This window comes from Marinospirillum sp., assembly GCF_014859565.1.
Genome location: NZ_JACUUA010000006.1, coordinates 1 through 14,814, shown reverse-complemented (window position 1 = coordinate 14,814; position 14,814 = coordinate 1). Strand labels below are relative to the sequence as shown.

Here is a 14,814-nt window from a genome sequence, read left to right as displayed (position 1 = left end):
ACCCACCTTTTATCTTTGTTGTGTGTTGGTTCAGAACAGCAGGGTAGGGTGTCCGAGGGGGTTACCCTGCCTTTTTTTGTGTTGAATTTAATCCTGCCGAGGTTTTTTTGTCATCACGCTGGCGCAGTTTTTCCAGTGCTTCGCGGCAGCGTTCCTCCGCGGTGTTCAATTCTTCCTGCAGGCGCTGGATGTCCCGCAGTTGTTGCTGCATGTCGGCTTGTTTTTTGGCAAGAATATCCAGCATGTATAACAGCTGTTTTTCATCCCCTTCCGTGGTGGAGTCGTACATGTCGTACAGCTCTTTGCTCTCGGCCAGACTAAAACCCAGGCGTTTGCCGCGTAGCGTCAGCATCAGACGAACACGATCCTTGGGGCTGTAAATGCGTGTCTGACCCTGACGCATGGGATTTAATAATCCCTGCTGCTCATAAAAGCGGATGGTACGGGTAGTGACATCAAATTCTTTGGCCAGATCGCTGATGCTGTAGGTGCGCATTTTTGCCCGATTGTTCATCTTGGATGATTCCATAAGTGCGTGTGATCAACTTTAAATCAAGGTTGACGTTTACGTAAAGGAAAATGTGTCGATTTTTGTCAGTAGCGATTCACACGCCGGTAATTGCCAGGGCTGACACCCATGACTTTTTTGAACAGGCGGGAGAAATAATAACTGTCTTCATAACCCAGTTGTTCAGCAATGCTGCTGATGCTGGATTCGCCGGTATCCAGCAGGTAACAGGCGCGTTCTATTTTCATGTGCAGGTAATGCTGTATCGGGGTTTCACCAGTCAGCTGCCGATAACGGGCAATGAAATGATACCTTGATAAACCGGCGGTTGCAGCCAGGCTGTCCAGATCCAGTCGGCTGTGTAAATGGTTACGCATTTGCTGATGCAGTTGCTCCAGGTTCAGTTCTGTCTGGTGTTTGATCTGCGGGCGCTTGTGAGACAAGGGCAGCGCGGTTAACAGCTGGCGCAGTCGGTTGCTGGCATGGATCAGGGGTTGTTCCTGAAAACCACTGTCCTGCACCGAAAGTAGTCCATTAAAGTCGACTAATAGACGAGGCTGGCGACCCAGATTGATGATGCGATTATTGCCACTGAATCCCAGATATTGACGAAAATAGCTGGATAAAGGGCCGGTGTAATGCACCCAGTGAATGGTCCAGGGGTTGTGATCCGGGGTGGAATAACGATGGGCTTCACCAGAGGGGAGGTACAGCAGGTCACCCGCTTCGATATGCAGCTTTTGCTGACCGGTAAAAACTTCGGCCTCACCTTCGGTGCAGTAGATCAGCAATTCATCATCATGCAGGCGTCGATCCATACAATGCCCGCGTGCCCGATGGTAATGACCAAAGGAAATCGGATACAACTCGCGGGTTAGTGGGTGTTTTTCCAGCAGCTTTAACAGGCGTTGCGGAATAATGTAACGCAGGCTGCCTTGTGGCAGAGGCCAGTCCGAGGTTTGAGACATGCAAGAATCCTTGTGTTATCGCAATATAATCCATCCTGTGCACAATTTAGTCAATTTACGTCTACGTCAACTATTGCTAAGTTGGTGCATAACCTAGCGGGTGCTTGGTTTTCTGCCCCAAAAGAATAATGAGGAATACCAATGAACTTTAACCTGACTGAAGACCAGATTGCTTTCCGTGATGCGGCGCGTGCGTTTGCCCAGAAAGCCATGGCACCTTTTGCTGCTCAGTGGGATGCCGAGCATATTTTTCCGCTGGATGTGATTCGTGAAGCAGGTGAAATGGGCTTCTGTGGCATGTACACCCCGGAAACCCACGGTGGTATGGAATTATCCCGTCTGGATACCAGTGTGATCGTGGAAGAACTGGCCGCGGCCTGCCCATCCACCGCGGCTTACATCACCATCCACAACATGGTCAGCTGGATGGTGGCCAGTTTTGCTCAACCGGATGTGGCCGATGAAATCGCCCCGAAACTGGCCAGTGGTGAATGGCTGGGTTCTTATTGCCTAACTGAACCGGGTGCCGGTTCTGATGCCGGTAGCCTGCGTACCAAGGCAATTAAAGAAGGTGATGAGTACATCATCGAAGGCTCAAAAATGTTCATCTCCGGTGCCGGATCAACCCATGTACTGATTGTGATGGCAAGAACCGGCACACAAGACGAAGGTGCCCGAGGTGTGTCTGCTTTTATTGTTCCGGCTGATGCGGCTGGCATTGAATACGGCAAGTGTGAAGACAAACTGGGCTGGAACAGTCAACCCACCCGCCTGGTGACTTTTGACAAGGTGCGTATTCCGGCCTGTAACCTGCTGGGTAAAGAGGGTGAAGGTTTCAAATTTGCCATGAAAGGCCTGGATGGTGGACGTGTCAACATTGCCACCTGCTCGGTGGGCGCAGCGCAGGCCGCACTGACTCTGGCGCGTAACTACATGCACGAGCGCAAACAGTTCGGCAAGGAGTTGGCGAGTTTTCAGGCTTTGCAATTCAAGTTGGCAGACATGGCAACCGAACTGACTGCTGCGCGTCAGATGGTGCGCTTGGCAGCATTTAAACTGGATCAGGCTGATCCGGAAGCTACTTTGTATTGTGCTATGGCTAAGCGTTTTGCCACCGATGTGTGTTTTAACGTGATTGATGAAGCCCTGCAATTGCATGGCGGTTATGGTTATATCCGTGAGTACCCTCTGGAGCGTTACCTGCGAGATGCGCGGGTGCACCGTATTCTGGAGGGCACCAATGAGGTGATGCGTCTGATTGTGGCGCGTCGGGTATTAGAGGAAGGTGTTCTGGAGGCAATTTACTGATGACCCCTTTACTGAAATATGAAAAACGCGGCCACATTGCACTGGTGACTATCAATAATCCACCGGCCAACACCTGGAATGAAGAATCCCTGAGTGGTTTAAAACAGCTGGTGGAAGGTCTGAATCAGGATCGTGATATTTATGCCTTGGTGATTACCGGTGAGGGCGAAAAATTCTTCTCCGCTGGTGCTGATCTGAATAAATTTGCCGATGGTGACAAGGCGGTGGCACGTGATATGGCGCGGCATTTTGGTCTGGCGTTTGAAGCCCTGACCAACTTCCGGGGTGTCTCCATTGCGGCCATTAATGGTTATGCCATGGGCGGTGGTCTGGAATGTGCGCTGTCCTGTGACCTGCGCGTGGCGGAAGAACAGGCACAGATGGCACTGCCAGAAGCCAAAGTGGGGCTGCTGCCCTGCGCCGGTGGCACCCAGAACCTGCCTTGGCTGGTGGGTGAAGGTTGGGCTAAACGCCTGATTCTCTGTGGTGAACGCATTAAGGCACACAAGGCGCTGGAAATTGGTCTGGTGGAAGAAGTAGTACCCACCGGCAAGGCGCTGGAGCGGGCGCTGGAGCTGGCGGAAATGGCCTGCCAGCAGTCACCCTCTTCCATTGCCTCCTGCAAAAAATTAGTAATGCATGCCCGCGAAGCCAGCAGCCATGAACAGGGCTGGCGTTTAGAGCGAGAACTGTTTGTGGATCTGTTTGATACCGAAGATCAGAAAGAAGGTGTACAGGCCTTTTTGCAGAAGCGCACGGCAAACTGGAAAAATCGCTGAAAGTTTGTGGCGTTGGAAGCTTGGTATGCTCTTGTCAGGACGCGTAAATACATCCCTGTAAGCTCCGGCCGCAACGTCCTGTTGCGGACGGCCTGACAAGAGACACCAAGCTCCCTTGCCAAAGCGAGCCAATGTATAAATAACAAGAGGGTAAGCCATGAGTGATTTACCGGTGCTTTTCACAGAGCTGCCACTGAATAACGGCCAGAAAATCGGGGTGGCAACGCTGAATGCCTCGCGGGCTTTAAATGCCCTGTCGCTGGAGATGATTGAACAGCTGCTGCCAAAGTTTCGCAGCTGGGCCAGTGATACCAGCATTACAGCCGTATGGCTTGAAGGCATGGGTGACAAGGCTTTTTGTGCCGGTGGTGACATTGTGGCGCTGTATCGCTCGATGACTGAATACACCGGTGGCAGTGATCCGGCCAAAGAAAATCCCTACGCTGAAACCTTCTTCACCACAGAATACAAGCTGGATTACCTGATTCACACCTACCCCAAACCCCTGATTGTCTGGGGTAACGGCATAGTGATGGGTGGGGGTATGGGGTTGTTTGCCGGTGCGGCCTTCCGGGTAGTCACCGAGAGTTCACGCTTGGCAATGCCGGAAATCACCATTGGCCTATACCCAGATGTGGGTGGCAGCTGGTTTTTGAATCGTATGCCCGGTCGTACCGGCCTGTTTCTGGGGCTGACCGGTGCCAATATCAATGCTGCTGATGCTCTGTTTGTAGGACTGGCGGATCGTTTTATCACCCACGAACAACGCAATGCGGTACTGGGTGCACTGGAAGAAGCCCCCTGGAGTGAAGATGCCTTCCGTACGGTTAATCAGGTATTACGCGAGTTTGAAAACCGTTCGTTGGATCAACTGCCCGAATCACTCGTACAACAGCATTACGAAGAAATCCAGTTTCTTACCGATGCCGACTCTGCACAGGAGCGGGTGAAAAAAATCACCGCTTATGCCGGAGAAGACAAGTGGTTGCAACGGGCTGCTCATACCCTGGCGGCGGGTTCTCCAACGTCGATGTTACTGATTCAGGAGCAGTTGCAGCGTACACGTCATGCTTCACTGAAAGAGGTGTTCCGTCAGGAGTTGAACCTGTCGATCCATGCTGCCTTGAAGGGTGAGTTTGCAGAAGGTATCCGCGCCTTGCTGATTGACAAGGATAAAAAACCTCGCTGGCACTACCCTACAGTAGGTGCGGTGGAAGCCCAGTGGATCAACAGCTTTTTTGAACCCTTGTGGGATACCAATCCCCTGAGTGATCTTTAACAGAACAACCTATCCAAAGATAAAAACAATAGATAAAACAGGAGGTAACACATGTCTAAAATCGCATTTATCGGTCTCGGCAACATGGGTGGCCCAATGGCACAGAATCTGGTCAAGGCGGGTCATCAGGTGACCGGTTTTGACCTCAGTGCTGATGCATTAAAAGCGCTGGAAGCGGCAGGTGGTAAAACAACAGCCTCTGCTGCGGCTTGTGTTGACGGGGCGGAAGTGGTGATCTCCATGCTGCCAGCCGGTCAGCATGTTGAGGGTCTGTATCTGGGTGATTCTGGCTTGTTCAGCCAGCTGGCTGGCGGCACGCTGGTGATTGATTCCTCTACCATCGCGGCAGAAACCTCTCGCAAGGTGGGCAAGGCTGCTTCAGAAAAAGGCATACGTTTTATTGATGCACCTGTGTCCGGTGGTGTGGGTGGTGCCAAGGCCGGTACGCTGAGTTTTATTGTCGGTGGCAGCGCAGCGGATTTTGAAGTCGCTAAACCCATTCTGCAGAACATGGGTAAGAATATTTTTCATGCTGGTGATACCGGTGCTGGTCAAGTAGCCAAAATTTGCAACAACATGCTGCTGTCGATCCTGATGGTGGGCACCACCGAAGCGCTGGCGCTGGGTGTTAAAAATGGCCTTGATCCTGCGGTACTGTCAGAAATCATGAAACAAAGCTCCGGCGGCAACTGGGCGCTGAATGTTTACAACCCCTGGCCGGGTGTGATGGAGGGTGTGCCTGCCTCCAATAACTATCAGGGTGGTTTTCAGGTGGATCTGATGGCGAAGGATCTGGGGCTGGCGTGGGAAACGGCGCTGGGCAGCAAATCCTCCATCCCGATGGGTTCACTGGCGCGCAACCTGTTTGCCCTGCACGCCCAAAAAGGCAATGGCGGCCTGGACTTCTCCAGCATCCAGAAGATGTTTGCTGAGTAATTGGGGCTTTGGCTGGTTTGTGTCATTAGTCCGGGCTGCTTTGGTTATCCTGAGTGCTGATAATTTAACGCTCATGGATAACCTGCACACAAAAACACTCAGTGTTCGTGTTCGAGACAAACAGCGTTCATTACTCAATCAAATAGCGCGGTTGGTTAACTTTGTCTGGAATTATGTCAACGAGCTCAGCCATCGCTCCATTAAGGAGCGCGTAAAGGCCATTCACGCCAAGATTGCCAATCGCAGAAAAGATGCCCTGGACCAATTCAGCCGTCAACTGGCGAAGTGAACGAAACCTACACCACCCAGACCTGCTCGTGCTGCGGATCTATTTCCGACAGCAGTCCGAAAGGTAGAGCAGGGCTTGGAATCAGAGAATGGATCTGCAGTCTCTCGCGCTCGAGCATGAGCGTCCTGCAGAGGGAATCCTCACCTTTTAGGGTGGGGAGGATGTCAATAACAAGCATCCGGTATCCTTGGTATCAGGTGTTTTGCCAGGTGGCTCAATCAGCGTTAAGATGTCTGGTGTATTTATTTTGAGGAGAGAGACGGTGGCAAATGGCGTAAAGCATATTATTGCAGTGGCTTCAGGTAAAGGTGGTGTTGGTAAATCCACGGTCACTGCCAACCTGGCTCTAGCCATGGCAAAGCTGGGGCAACGTGTTGGCATTCTGGATGCTGATATCTATGGTCCAAGCCAGGCGCAGATGTTTGCAGTTCCAGCCAGTCAGAAGCCTCGCTCTGAAGATGGGCAGAGTTTTGACCCCTTGACGGCTCACGGTATTCAACTGATGTCCATGGCCTTTCTGGTGGATCAGAAAACCCCAATGATCTGGCGTGGCCCTATGGCTTCCGGTGCGTTCCAGCAACTGTTGGATCAGACTCGCTGGGATAACCTGGACTTCCTGTTTATCGATATGCCACCGGGTACGGGTGATATTCAGCTGACCATGGCACAAAAAGTGAAAGTCAGTGGTGCAGTGATTGTGACCACCCCGCAGGATATTGCTCTGCTGGATGCCAAGCGTGGCATTGAAATGTTTCGTCAGGTCAAAATCCCGGTATTAGGTGTGGTTGAGAACATGAGCCTGCATACCTGCTCATCCTGTGGGCATACCGAGCCGGTTTTTGGTGAAGGTGGTGGTGAACGGATTGCCAGTGAATATCAGACAGACCTGTTAGGGCAGCTGCCTCTGTCACTGCACATTCGCCAGCAGATGGATATTGGCCAGCCGGTAGTGATCAGTGAGCCTGAAGGCCAGGTGGCGGCTATTTTTGCGACCATTGCCGCACAGGTGAAAGAAAAAGTGGAAGCAGCACCGGAAGAGCAGGCACCAGAAATTGTTTTTGGTGAATAAGCTGGTGACCTGAATCGAGTAGGAGGGGGAGTTACCTCCCCCGTCCTCTCACACCACCGGGCGTACGGTTCCGTACCACGGCGGTTCATCAAGTACATTTAAGCTGATGGTAACTGTCCAGCAGCGATAAAATTTTGCGCAGGTGGCGTCTGATCCAGCCGTCCAGTTCTTCAAAGACTACCTTCCTTGATGAAGTACCGCGCTTGCTTGACTGCTTGCGCTACACTGCGATTCGGCCTCACGATGGACACCCTTGCCGTTCGGCTAACAGTTCCCCTGATCGGGTCTGTAGTGGACTTTCACCACCGACTCATCCGACCGCCACCACGCGTGATCGGAACAGCGCCTGTCGCGGCGCTACGCGCCATGCCTGGCGCACCACAAAAAAAAGAGCCGGGAGATTTCCGGCTCAATAGGCTACTTCACCCACTATGCAAACTTTTTAATCGGCTGTTTTTGAATGGCTCAGGCTGTCAGAGTCTGGGATTCGTGTGTGTGGCAGCCTTTCGGGCAAACACGGGCGCAGGAGCCGCAGCCGATGCAGTCGCTGGCATCCGCAATAACCATCACACTGCGTACATCATCACAGTCATCATCGTCATCCGGTTCACGTTCTTCCAGGTCAAAAACGTTGCGCGGGCAAACCTTGTAGCAGCGGCCACAACCGATGCAGGTTTCTTCATTAACGGCAGTAACAAACGCGGGTGTCCATTCACTGCCACCACGGGTCAGGCCGGTTATCAGGCTCATCAAGCGGTCTCCTGTTCTGCTGCTTCAAGTTGTTTGCGTGCCTTGTCCCAGGCCTCGCAGGCTTCATAGGTGGATTGTGCTATTTCAGGCAATTTCTGGTATTCACCGGGCAGTCCGTCTTCCACCAGATCGTGCAGCTGCATCGCCCATTCACCGGCAATGCGTTTGGCTTTGCGCATTTCCTTGTCGAGTTTTTTAAGCTCTTCAGGGGTCATGGGATTCTTCTCCTCATCATTTCATTTTTTCTTTAATGATTTTTATGGCATGGGTTTTTATGCGTCTGCTGCACTGCTGTGTGCGGCAACCAGAGCCAGGGCGCTGGTGATAATCTTGTCTGCATCACTGCACATTTTTTCCCAGGATTCAAAACCGAAGCGGTGTACATCACGCAGGGCACGATCCACCACCAGCAGCTTGCCAACACTGATGATGACGCGACCAAAACCTTCATGAGAGATGCTGAACATGGGGGAGGCCATTTTTCCGGAACCGGCTTCCACCCGCATGGCAATGGCACTGTAATAAGCCTTCAGACGGGCAATCAGCTCTTCATCAGGATCACCAATCACCGGGATTTCGCGGCGTTGTTCTTTGGTAACCACATAGGGCTCCAGCAGTTGTGCTGGGGTCAGACTGTCGTTGACACCGTAGCTGTCAAAAGCACGAGTCTGGCGGATCATTTCAGTGATAAAGGGGTGATCTGGTAATACCTGGGTTTCAGCGGTGGCTGTCATGGGTGTTCTCCGTGGCAAAAGTGGATAAATAAACCTGGGGTGGACGGCGGCGTGCCAGCAGGCTGCTGAGGCAAACGCCCAGAGCCAGTCCGGTGACTGCACCCAGCGCTGTCGCCAGATCACCAAAGGGTGAAGCGGCCAGTGCTGCAACAATCAGCAGCAGGCAAGGCAGGATGTAGGCCAGCAGGGTGACGCGCAGCAGTTCGTCTTCTTCGATGTCGGCATGGATCTGCTGACCTTCCTGATAAAGTGATTGCTGTTGTTCATCGAGGGTCAACAGCAGGGTACGGCGACTGCCACCGCAGACTTTTTGTACACCGCAGGTTTTACAGTGAGTCTGGCAGTTGGCCTGCATGGCCAGTTCACCGGCGGTATTACGAATAATTTCACCCTGGGTTCTGATCATGATTTAGCCCTCTTCACTCCAGTCTTCGTTTGCCATGTCGGCAAAACGTTCTGTTGCCACGGATCGTTGTTGCTGACGCAGAGAACGCTGCAACCAGACGGGTGGTTCGTTGTTCCATTCATCCAGCAGCAGGCGCAGTTGCTGTTCAATGGGGGTGCCTTCGTCCACTTTTAATGGTTGGATGTTGGCAGCCAATAACTGGCGAATGGCTGAGGCACCCACAGCGTTGCAATAAACAGCAGCGCAGCCCTGTAACAGGGCAACCTTGGCTTCCAACTTGCCTTCATGACCATCACGATCCGTGTCGCGGCCATGAAACTCGGCCACTTCGGCCAGTTGAAATGTGGTCTGGCTTAACTCGTAGATGGCAAAAGCTTCAGCGGCACCAAAGTGCTGGTTGATGGTCTGCCGGTCGCTGCTGGCAAAAGCAATGCGTAACACGGGCTCCTTGCCGAGCGGGGTCTGACTGCTAACCAGTTTCAGGTGGCGCATGATGTTTCTCCGCGAGCATAAATAGAGGTGCGGGGTGCAATTTCGTGTTTGTGGTGTTCGGATAACAGCAGGTTGGCTAACTCGATCAGGGTGTTACGGCTGCCGGAATAACCGATCCAGAGGTGGTGCTGGGCACCAAGGCGGTCATAAATCGGCCAGCCTGCCCGCAGCAGTGGCAGATCCAGTCGCCGGGCGGTTTCAGCGGCATGGGCGTTACTGATCAGTAGTTGGGCATGGCTGGTTTCGGCTTGGTGTTCCAGGTCTTCCAGATCACCGATCACCACCTGGTTGCAATCCACCTCGGCCAGCAGTGGGGCGTTATGGGGTGCCACAGCGGCCACTACTTCACCTCCCATTTCTCGTACCAGTGCCGTGAAGGCATACAGCAGATCCGGGTCAGAGGCGATGGCAATGCGGGCAAAACCCAGCATAAAGTGGGTATCCAGCTGGGCATCCTGTAACTGGCTACGCTGGCGCTCTAGTCGAGCAGGAACCGGCTGGCCGCTGACACGGTGCAGGGTGTCGACCAGTTGATCCATGGCGTGCAGCCCCATCAGGCTGTTAAAGCGGCTATCTGGTACACCGGTGCGCTGTTGCAGCAGATCAGCGGCCTTGTTCAGGGAGTGACCAATCACCAGAGTATGGCTGGCTTGCCCAAGGGTCTGGAAAGCCTCTACCGGAGTACCGCCCACGGTAACCGGCGAAAAATCTTCATCCACCAGATGCCCATCCAGTGAATCACTCAGATCCGGCAGAATCACCGGCTGCAAACCAAAACTTTCGATCAGATCACGCAGGTATTCCAGATCAGCAGCAGTGAGCATGGAAGATGCCAGCACATTCATTTGTCTGGGCTGCTGACCCACTTGGGTAACATTTTCCGGTACCAGATAACGGATCATGGCTTCCACCGCTAAGGCATAACCACTTTCCATCCCGCCGCTGTAATCCGGTGTGACTACCGGAATCACCGGGGTGTTCGCCAGGTGTGGCTGCTGATGGTAAAAACGTTTTACCAGACCCTGAACATCACTGCCTTGGGTCTCCGAAAGCCCTGTGGTGGGCAGGCCGACCAGTGCCGGTTTGCGTTTGCTGATCACGGTTTCCAATCCTTTAAAAACGTTGTCGTCAGCACCCATCACGGTAGTGGTTTGATCCATAGCGGTGGTTTGCAAAGGAATGGGTTCACGGAAGTGGCGCACAAAAAACACCTTGGCAAAAGCACTGCACCCTTGTGATCCATGCAACATCGGCAGGCTGTTGCGGATGCCAAGAAAGGCCAGAATGGCACCCACCGGCTGGCTGACTTTCAACGGATTAACGGCCAGAGGTTTGTTGCGTTTGATGATTTCCGCCATGTTACACCTCCACCTTGTCAGCCGACTGCCAGGGCGCAGGTTGACGCAGCCCTTGCCAGATTGGGGATTCCATCGTCAGGCAGAGCTGGCGTGCCAGTTCCAGCATGCCGTCGTAACCGGCGTAACCAAACTCACGCTCCTGATTGATGTCGAGGAAAGGAATGCGTGCCTTCAGGGCGGTGTACATGTTGCGACCCCCGGCAATCAGCAGGTCAGCCTGATAATCCCGGATGGTATCCAGCAGCGCACGGGGGCTGCCGTCATCAATCATGCGGGCATCTTCACCCATGATTTCGCGGATGCGCTGTTTGTCTTCTTCGGTGGATTTTTTGGTGCCGGTGGCGACCACCGTCATGCCCAGATCCTGCAGGGCAGAAACAATCGACCAGGATTTCACACCGCCGGTGTAAAGCAGTACCCGTTTGCCTTGCAGGCGTTGCCGCCAGGGTTCCAGCAACTGGTGGATACGGGTTTCTTCACGGGTAATCAGTTGTTCGGTGCGCTGAGTCAGACTGTCATCCTTCAGCAGGCGTGCAAAGGAACGCAGGGCTTCGGAGGTGTCTTCCACACCATAAAAGCTGCCTTCAAACCAGGGGATGCCATATTGGTCACTCATCTTGCGTGCCACATTCAGCAGTGCCTTGGCGCAGACCACCATGTTGACTTCGGCATGGTGCATGGCCTGCACCTGATGGAAACGAGCATCACCGGACAGGGTGCAGATAATGCGCAGTCCTAACTCATCCAGCAGTGGTAATACCTGCCAGAATTCACCGGCAATGTTGTATTCACCAATCAGGTTGATGTTATGTACCTGAATACCGGGGCGTTGAGCTGAGGCGGGAATGGGTTCTGGTTCACCAGTGCCAATCACGTATTTGAACATGGCTTCACCGGCCAGCCGGTTGCCGAGGTTTTTGGTGCCGTAAAAACCGGCAGAATCCACCGGCACCACCGGCAGTTTGAAGTGTTCTGTGGCGGCTTTGCAGACAGCTTCAAAATCATCACCGATCAGTGCCGGAACACAGGTGTTGTAAACAAATACCGCTGCTGGGCTGTAGGAATCAACGGCTTGGCGGATGCTGTGGAACAGGCGTTTTTCACCCCGTCCCATAATCACGTCCTGCTCGTTCAGGTCGGTGGTCATACCAATGCGGTACAAGCGCGGGCCAGAAGAGCGGGTGCCCCGGTTGTCCCAGGAGCTACCGGCGCAGGCAATCGGGCCGTGTACGATGTGGGCGACATCAGCAATGGGCAATAAGGCAATCTGGGCGCCATCAAAGGCGCAGCCACCATCGGAAGCACCGGGTTTGGCAGGAGCGCAGCCACTCTTGGCTTTGGTGTTGTGGTCGCAGGCGGGCTCGTCCATCAGCGCGGCCAGTTCTTTTGCTTGCATGGGCATCCCCCTGAGGTTGCGAATCATCAGGGGTGTTGCAAAGCCTGTGCCACGCCTCAGCCCTGCCGCAAGAGGTAGGAAGGATGCTGTCGGGAGTGCTGGTTGGCAGGATTGTTGTTGTGTTGTAGTTGCAACAGCTACAACAAGAGCAACAAAGGATTGTTGTATTTCTGACAATCAGACGTTTATGAGTGCCTGCTGCCAGAGTTGGTCCAACGCTTCCAACCACTGCCGCATGGTTTGCCAGGGATCAGATTGTGGCAATGTTGGCAGCAACACTTGTAGTTGTTGTTTTTCAGCCGGGGTCAGATGCAGGAAACGATCCAGCGATACCGCATCAATCCAAGGATTGCCGGAGGCAGCGTATTCCCAGTCCAATAATGTCCAGTCATTTTTATGCAACAGCAGGTTGCCGCCATGATTACAGCGCAGCATGTTGTTGCTAGCGCTGTGTGTGTTTCCGGTTAGTTTACTGCTGGCTCAATCATCCGGCGCATCGCTGCCAACATTGAATGTGTACACCTATTCATCCTTCCCCATTGGTTACACCTCTACAATGTACGCCCAGCCTGGCTCGACAATGCTCACAAGGCGCTCGACAAGGCTGTTGCCGAGGCCTACGGCTGGACAGACTACACACCAGAGATGAGTGAGGAAGAAATTTTACGCCGCCTGCTGGCACTCAACCTGGAGCAGGCCATAACAACTGCAGAGTAGGTGCAGGGCTCCAGATGATTCAGATGCGTATTCTGGTGAACGCGAACAACGGGGCAGAATATATGCACTTTGACCCAACAAAATAGATATAATGGTATCCATGCAGCCGATAAAGCTGGCAATAAAGATACTATAATATCTATTTAAGGTGCACCCGATGAGTCGACTTCAACTCGTGTCACCAGCAGAAGTGCAGGAAAATCTGGCTGACTTTCTGCGCCTGGAGCGTAAAAAACAAAAACTCTCGCGTGAAGCCCTTGCAGAACGCTCCGGCGTTCCTGCGCCCACGCTTAAGAAGTTTGAGTTAACCGGCCAGATTTCGCTCCGGCAGTTTGTTTTACTTTGGCAGTGCCTGGATGATTTGCGACGCCTGCATGACTTGACACAACCCAGAGCAAAAAATCAGGCCGAACCACAAACACTGGATGAGGTGCTCAATTCATGAGTTTTACCCCCGTCAGCCAACTGGAAGTCTGGCGCACGCTGGCGAATGCCGAACAGCTGCTGGTAGGGCGATTGGCACAGAATGCCCAGGGGGTTTATTTCCAGTATGAACAAAACTACCTGAAGTGTTCTGACAATCTATCACCCTTTGGGCTGGAGTTTACTGATCGCCTGCAAAAAGCACCATCTGCACCCCATCAGGGTTTAGCCGGTGTTTTTGCTGACTCTCTGCCCGATGGTTGGGGCAACCTGCTGATGGATCGTGTTTTTCGCCAGAAAGGACTGCTGCCCGCGCAGGTCACGCCTATGGATCGCTTAGCCTTTGTGGGCGACCGAGGGATGGGTGCACTCAGCTACCGACCGGCCTCAGATTTTTATTCCAGTAGCCAGCAACCCGACAGCCACCCAGCCATCAATCTGTTTGAGCTGGGTGAACAGGCTCGCAGCCTGTTTGAAGGCCAAACCCAGGAAGTTCTGAGTGCTTTGGTGGCTGCCGGTAGCTCCGGCGGGGCAAGACCCAAAGCCCAGATTTACGCAGCCCCCGGTCAACTCGATGCCTGCCGTACTGAACCCCTGCCGGGTGATGAAGCCTGGCTGGTCAAATTCACCTCGGATCACTTACCGCTTGGGCACGAAGAAGGGCTCTGTGAAGCCGCTTGGTTAACCCTGGCAGCAAGAGCAGGCTTGCAGGTACCCCAGTGGCAACTGCTTCGCCACTCAGAAAAAGGTCGGGAACGCCACTGGCTGGCACTCAAACGGTTTGACTGGGTAACAGGAACAACACAAGCGAACGCCGGACGGCTGCACATGCATACCGCCTGCGGGTTATTGGATGCCGACTTCCGAACCCCCAGTCTGGATTATGAAGACCTGATTAAAGCCACCAGCCTGATTTGTAAAAGCCCGGTGGCAGGTCAGCTGCAATTTATGCGAGCGGCCTTTAACCTTTTTGCCTGCAATCAGGATGATCACAGTAAAAATTGGGCTTTCCTGCAAGATGACCAAGGGCGCTGGTCGCCTGCTCCCTTTTATGATGTCACCTTTAGCCCTCACCCTTATGGTGAGCAGGCCACTGCTTTTGCAGGCTACGGCAAACACCCTCCCGTCAGCGCCCTGCAACAGCTAGCGAAAGCAGCCAGTTTTGCCAACTGGAAAGCAGCTCAGAAGGTGATGAATCAGGTGATTGAACCCTTGGCCGACTTTGCCCAAATTGCCAGAGACCTGGGCATTCACAAGGAAACAACAGCCTTGATTGAAAAGCAGCTAAACGGCATCTGGCAAGACAACAAAGCCTTGCTGGGCGGTGGCTCTGCCCACCCAGCCTCGGCCAAGAGTTGATCCCAGTCATCCGTTGTATACTTTTGCTTCACTCACTTGGTCA

Annotated in this window: 18 protein-coding genes; 8 read left to right on the top strand and 10 right to left on the bottom strand. The window is 53.3% G+C overall.

Annotation, left to right across the window (positions count from 1 at the left end; translation table 11 throughout):
- Positions 1-61 precede the first annotated feature (61 nt).
- Positions 62-514 (bottom strand): MerR family DNA-binding transcriptional regulator, encoded by a 453-nt coding sequence (locus IBX50_RS02020; protein ID WP_292252916.1) that lies wholly within the window; start codon positions 512-514, stop codon positions 62-64.
- 80 nt (positions 515-594) lie between these two features.
- On the bottom strand, positions 595-1,476 hold the full coding sequence (locus IBX50_RS02015) for an AraC family transcriptional regulator (protein ID WP_292252915.1): 882 nt from the start codon (positions 1,474-1,476) through the stop codon (positions 595-597).
- Between the two features lie 141 nt (positions 1,477-1,617).
- Between IBX50_RS02015 and IBX50_RS02010 the strand changes: the two genes are divergently transcribed.
- The 6 genes from IBX50_RS02010 (at position 1,618) to apbC (ending at position 7,136) form a co-directional block, all read left to right on the top strand.
- Positions 1,618-2,784 carry an acyl-CoA dehydrogenase family protein gene (locus IBX50_RS02010; RefSeq protein WP_292252914.1) on the top strand — a complete coding sequence of 389 codons (1,167 nt, stop codon included), beginning with the start codon at positions 1,618-1,620 and terminating at the stop codon, positions 2,782-2,784.
- Positions 2,784-3,563: an enoyl-CoA hydratase gene (locus IBX50_RS02005; RefSeq protein WP_292252912.1), complete on the top strand. Its 780-nt coding sequence runs from the start codon at positions 2,784-2,786 to the stop codon at positions 3,561-3,563. Before IBX50_RS02010 ends, IBX50_RS02005 begins: the two co-directional genes overlap by 1 nt.
- Positions 3,564-3,720: 157 nt before the next feature.
- A complete protein-coding gene (locus IBX50_RS02000) occupies positions 3,721-4,842 on the top strand; it encodes an enoyl-CoA hydratase/isomerase family protein (protein ID WP_292252911.1) in 1,122 nt (373 codons plus the stop codon).
- Between the two features lie 51 nt (positions 4,843-4,893).
- On the top strand, positions 4,894-5,778 hold the full coding sequence (gene mmsB, locus IBX50_RS01995) for a 3-hydroxyisobutyrate dehydrogenase (protein ID WP_292252910.1): 885 nt from the start codon (positions 4,894-4,896) through the stop codon (positions 5,776-5,778).
- Positions 5,768-6,067 (top strand): hypothetical protein, encoded by a 300-nt coding sequence (locus IBX50_RS01990; RefSeq protein ID WP_292252909.1) that lies wholly within the window; start codon positions 5,768-5,770, stop codon positions 6,065-6,067. The genes mmsB and IBX50_RS01990 overlap by 11 nt, the downstream gene beginning before the upstream one ends.
- A 262-nt stretch (positions 6,068-6,329) precedes the next feature.
- Positions 6,330-7,136 (top strand): iron-sulfur cluster carrier protein ApbC, encoded by an 807-nt coding sequence (gene apbC / locus IBX50_RS01985; RefSeq protein ID WP_292252908.1) that lies wholly within the window; start codon positions 6,330-6,332, stop codon positions 7,134-7,136.
- A gap of 465 nt (positions 7,137-7,601) precedes the next feature.
- On the opposite strand, the gene fdxB is transcribed toward apbC, so the two are convergent.
- The 8 genes from fdxB to IBX50_RS01945 all read right to left on the bottom strand — a co-directional run bounded on the left by fdxB (position 7,602) and on the right by IBX50_RS01945 (position 12,707).
- A complete protein-coding gene (gene fdxB, locus IBX50_RS01980) occupies positions 7,602-7,886 on the bottom strand; it encodes a ferredoxin III, nif-specific (protein ID WP_292252906.1) in 285 nt (94 codons plus the stop codon).
- The gene (locus tag IBX50_RS01975) at positions 7,886-8,101 is read right to left on the bottom strand and encodes a CCE_0567 family metalloprotein (RefSeq protein ID WP_292252905.1); all 216 of its coding nucleotides are present in this window, start codon (positions 8,099-8,101) and stop codon (positions 7,886-7,888) included. The genes fdxB and IBX50_RS01975 overlap by 1 nt, the downstream gene beginning before the upstream one ends.
- A gap of 57 nt (positions 8,102-8,158) precedes the next feature.
- On the bottom strand, positions 8,159-8,620 hold the full coding sequence (locus IBX50_RS01970; RefSeq protein WP_292252903.1) for a NifX-associated nitrogen fixation protein: 462 nt from the start codon (positions 8,618-8,620) through the stop codon (positions 8,159-8,161).
- A complete protein-coding gene (locus IBX50_RS01965; protein WP_292252902.1) occupies positions 8,604-9,026 on the bottom strand; it encodes a SoxR reducing system RseC family protein in 423 nt (140 codons plus the stop codon). The genes IBX50_RS01970 and IBX50_RS01965 overlap by 17 nt, the downstream gene beginning before the upstream one ends.
- Before the next feature lie 3 nt (positions 9,027-9,029).
- The gene (locus IBX50_RS01960) at positions 9,030-9,518 is read right to left on the bottom strand and encodes a NifB/NifX family molybdenum-iron cluster-binding protein (RefSeq protein ID WP_292252901.1); all 489 of its coding nucleotides are present in this window, start codon (positions 9,516-9,518) and stop codon (positions 9,030-9,032) included.
- Positions 9,506-10,876 carry a nitrogenase iron-molybdenum cofactor biosynthesis protein NifN gene (nifN, locus tag IBX50_RS01955; RefSeq protein ID WP_292252900.1) on the bottom strand — a complete coding sequence of 457 codons (1,371 nt, stop codon included), beginning with the start codon at positions 10,874-10,876 and terminating at the stop codon, positions 9,506-9,508. The genes IBX50_RS01960 and nifN overlap by 13 nt, the downstream gene beginning before the upstream one ends.
- A 1-nt stretch (position 10,877) precedes the next feature.
- The gene (nifE, locus tag IBX50_RS01950) at positions 10,878-12,272 is read right to left on the bottom strand and encodes a nitrogenase iron-molybdenum cofactor biosynthesis protein NifE (protein ID WP_292252898.1); all 1,395 of its coding nucleotides are present in this window, start codon (positions 12,270-12,272) and stop codon (positions 10,878-10,880) included.
- 177 nt (positions 12,273-12,449) lie between these two features.
- On the bottom strand, positions 12,450-12,707 hold the full coding sequence (locus tag IBX50_RS01945) for a hypothetical protein (RefSeq protein WP_292252896.1): 258 nt from the start codon (positions 12,705-12,707) through the stop codon (positions 12,450-12,452).
- A 439-nt stretch (positions 12,708-13,146) separates the two neighbouring features.
- On the opposite strand from IBX50_RS01945, the gene IBX50_RS01940 reads away from it, so the two are divergent.
- Both IBX50_RS01940 and IBX50_RS01935 read left to right on the top strand, forming a co-directional pair.
- The gene (locus IBX50_RS01940; protein ID WP_292252894.1) at positions 13,147-13,434 is read left to right on the top strand and encodes a helix-turn-helix domain-containing protein; all 288 of its coding nucleotides are present in this window, start codon (positions 13,147-13,149) and stop codon (positions 13,432-13,434) included.
- Complete coding sequence (locus IBX50_RS01935) at positions 13,431-14,771, top strand: type II toxin-antitoxin system HipA family toxin (protein ID WP_292252893.1); 1,341 nt, start codon at positions 13,431-13,433, stop codon at positions 14,769-14,771. The genes IBX50_RS01940 and IBX50_RS01935 overlap by 4 nt, the downstream gene beginning before the upstream one ends.
- Positions 14,772-14,814: the final 43 nt, after the last annotated feature.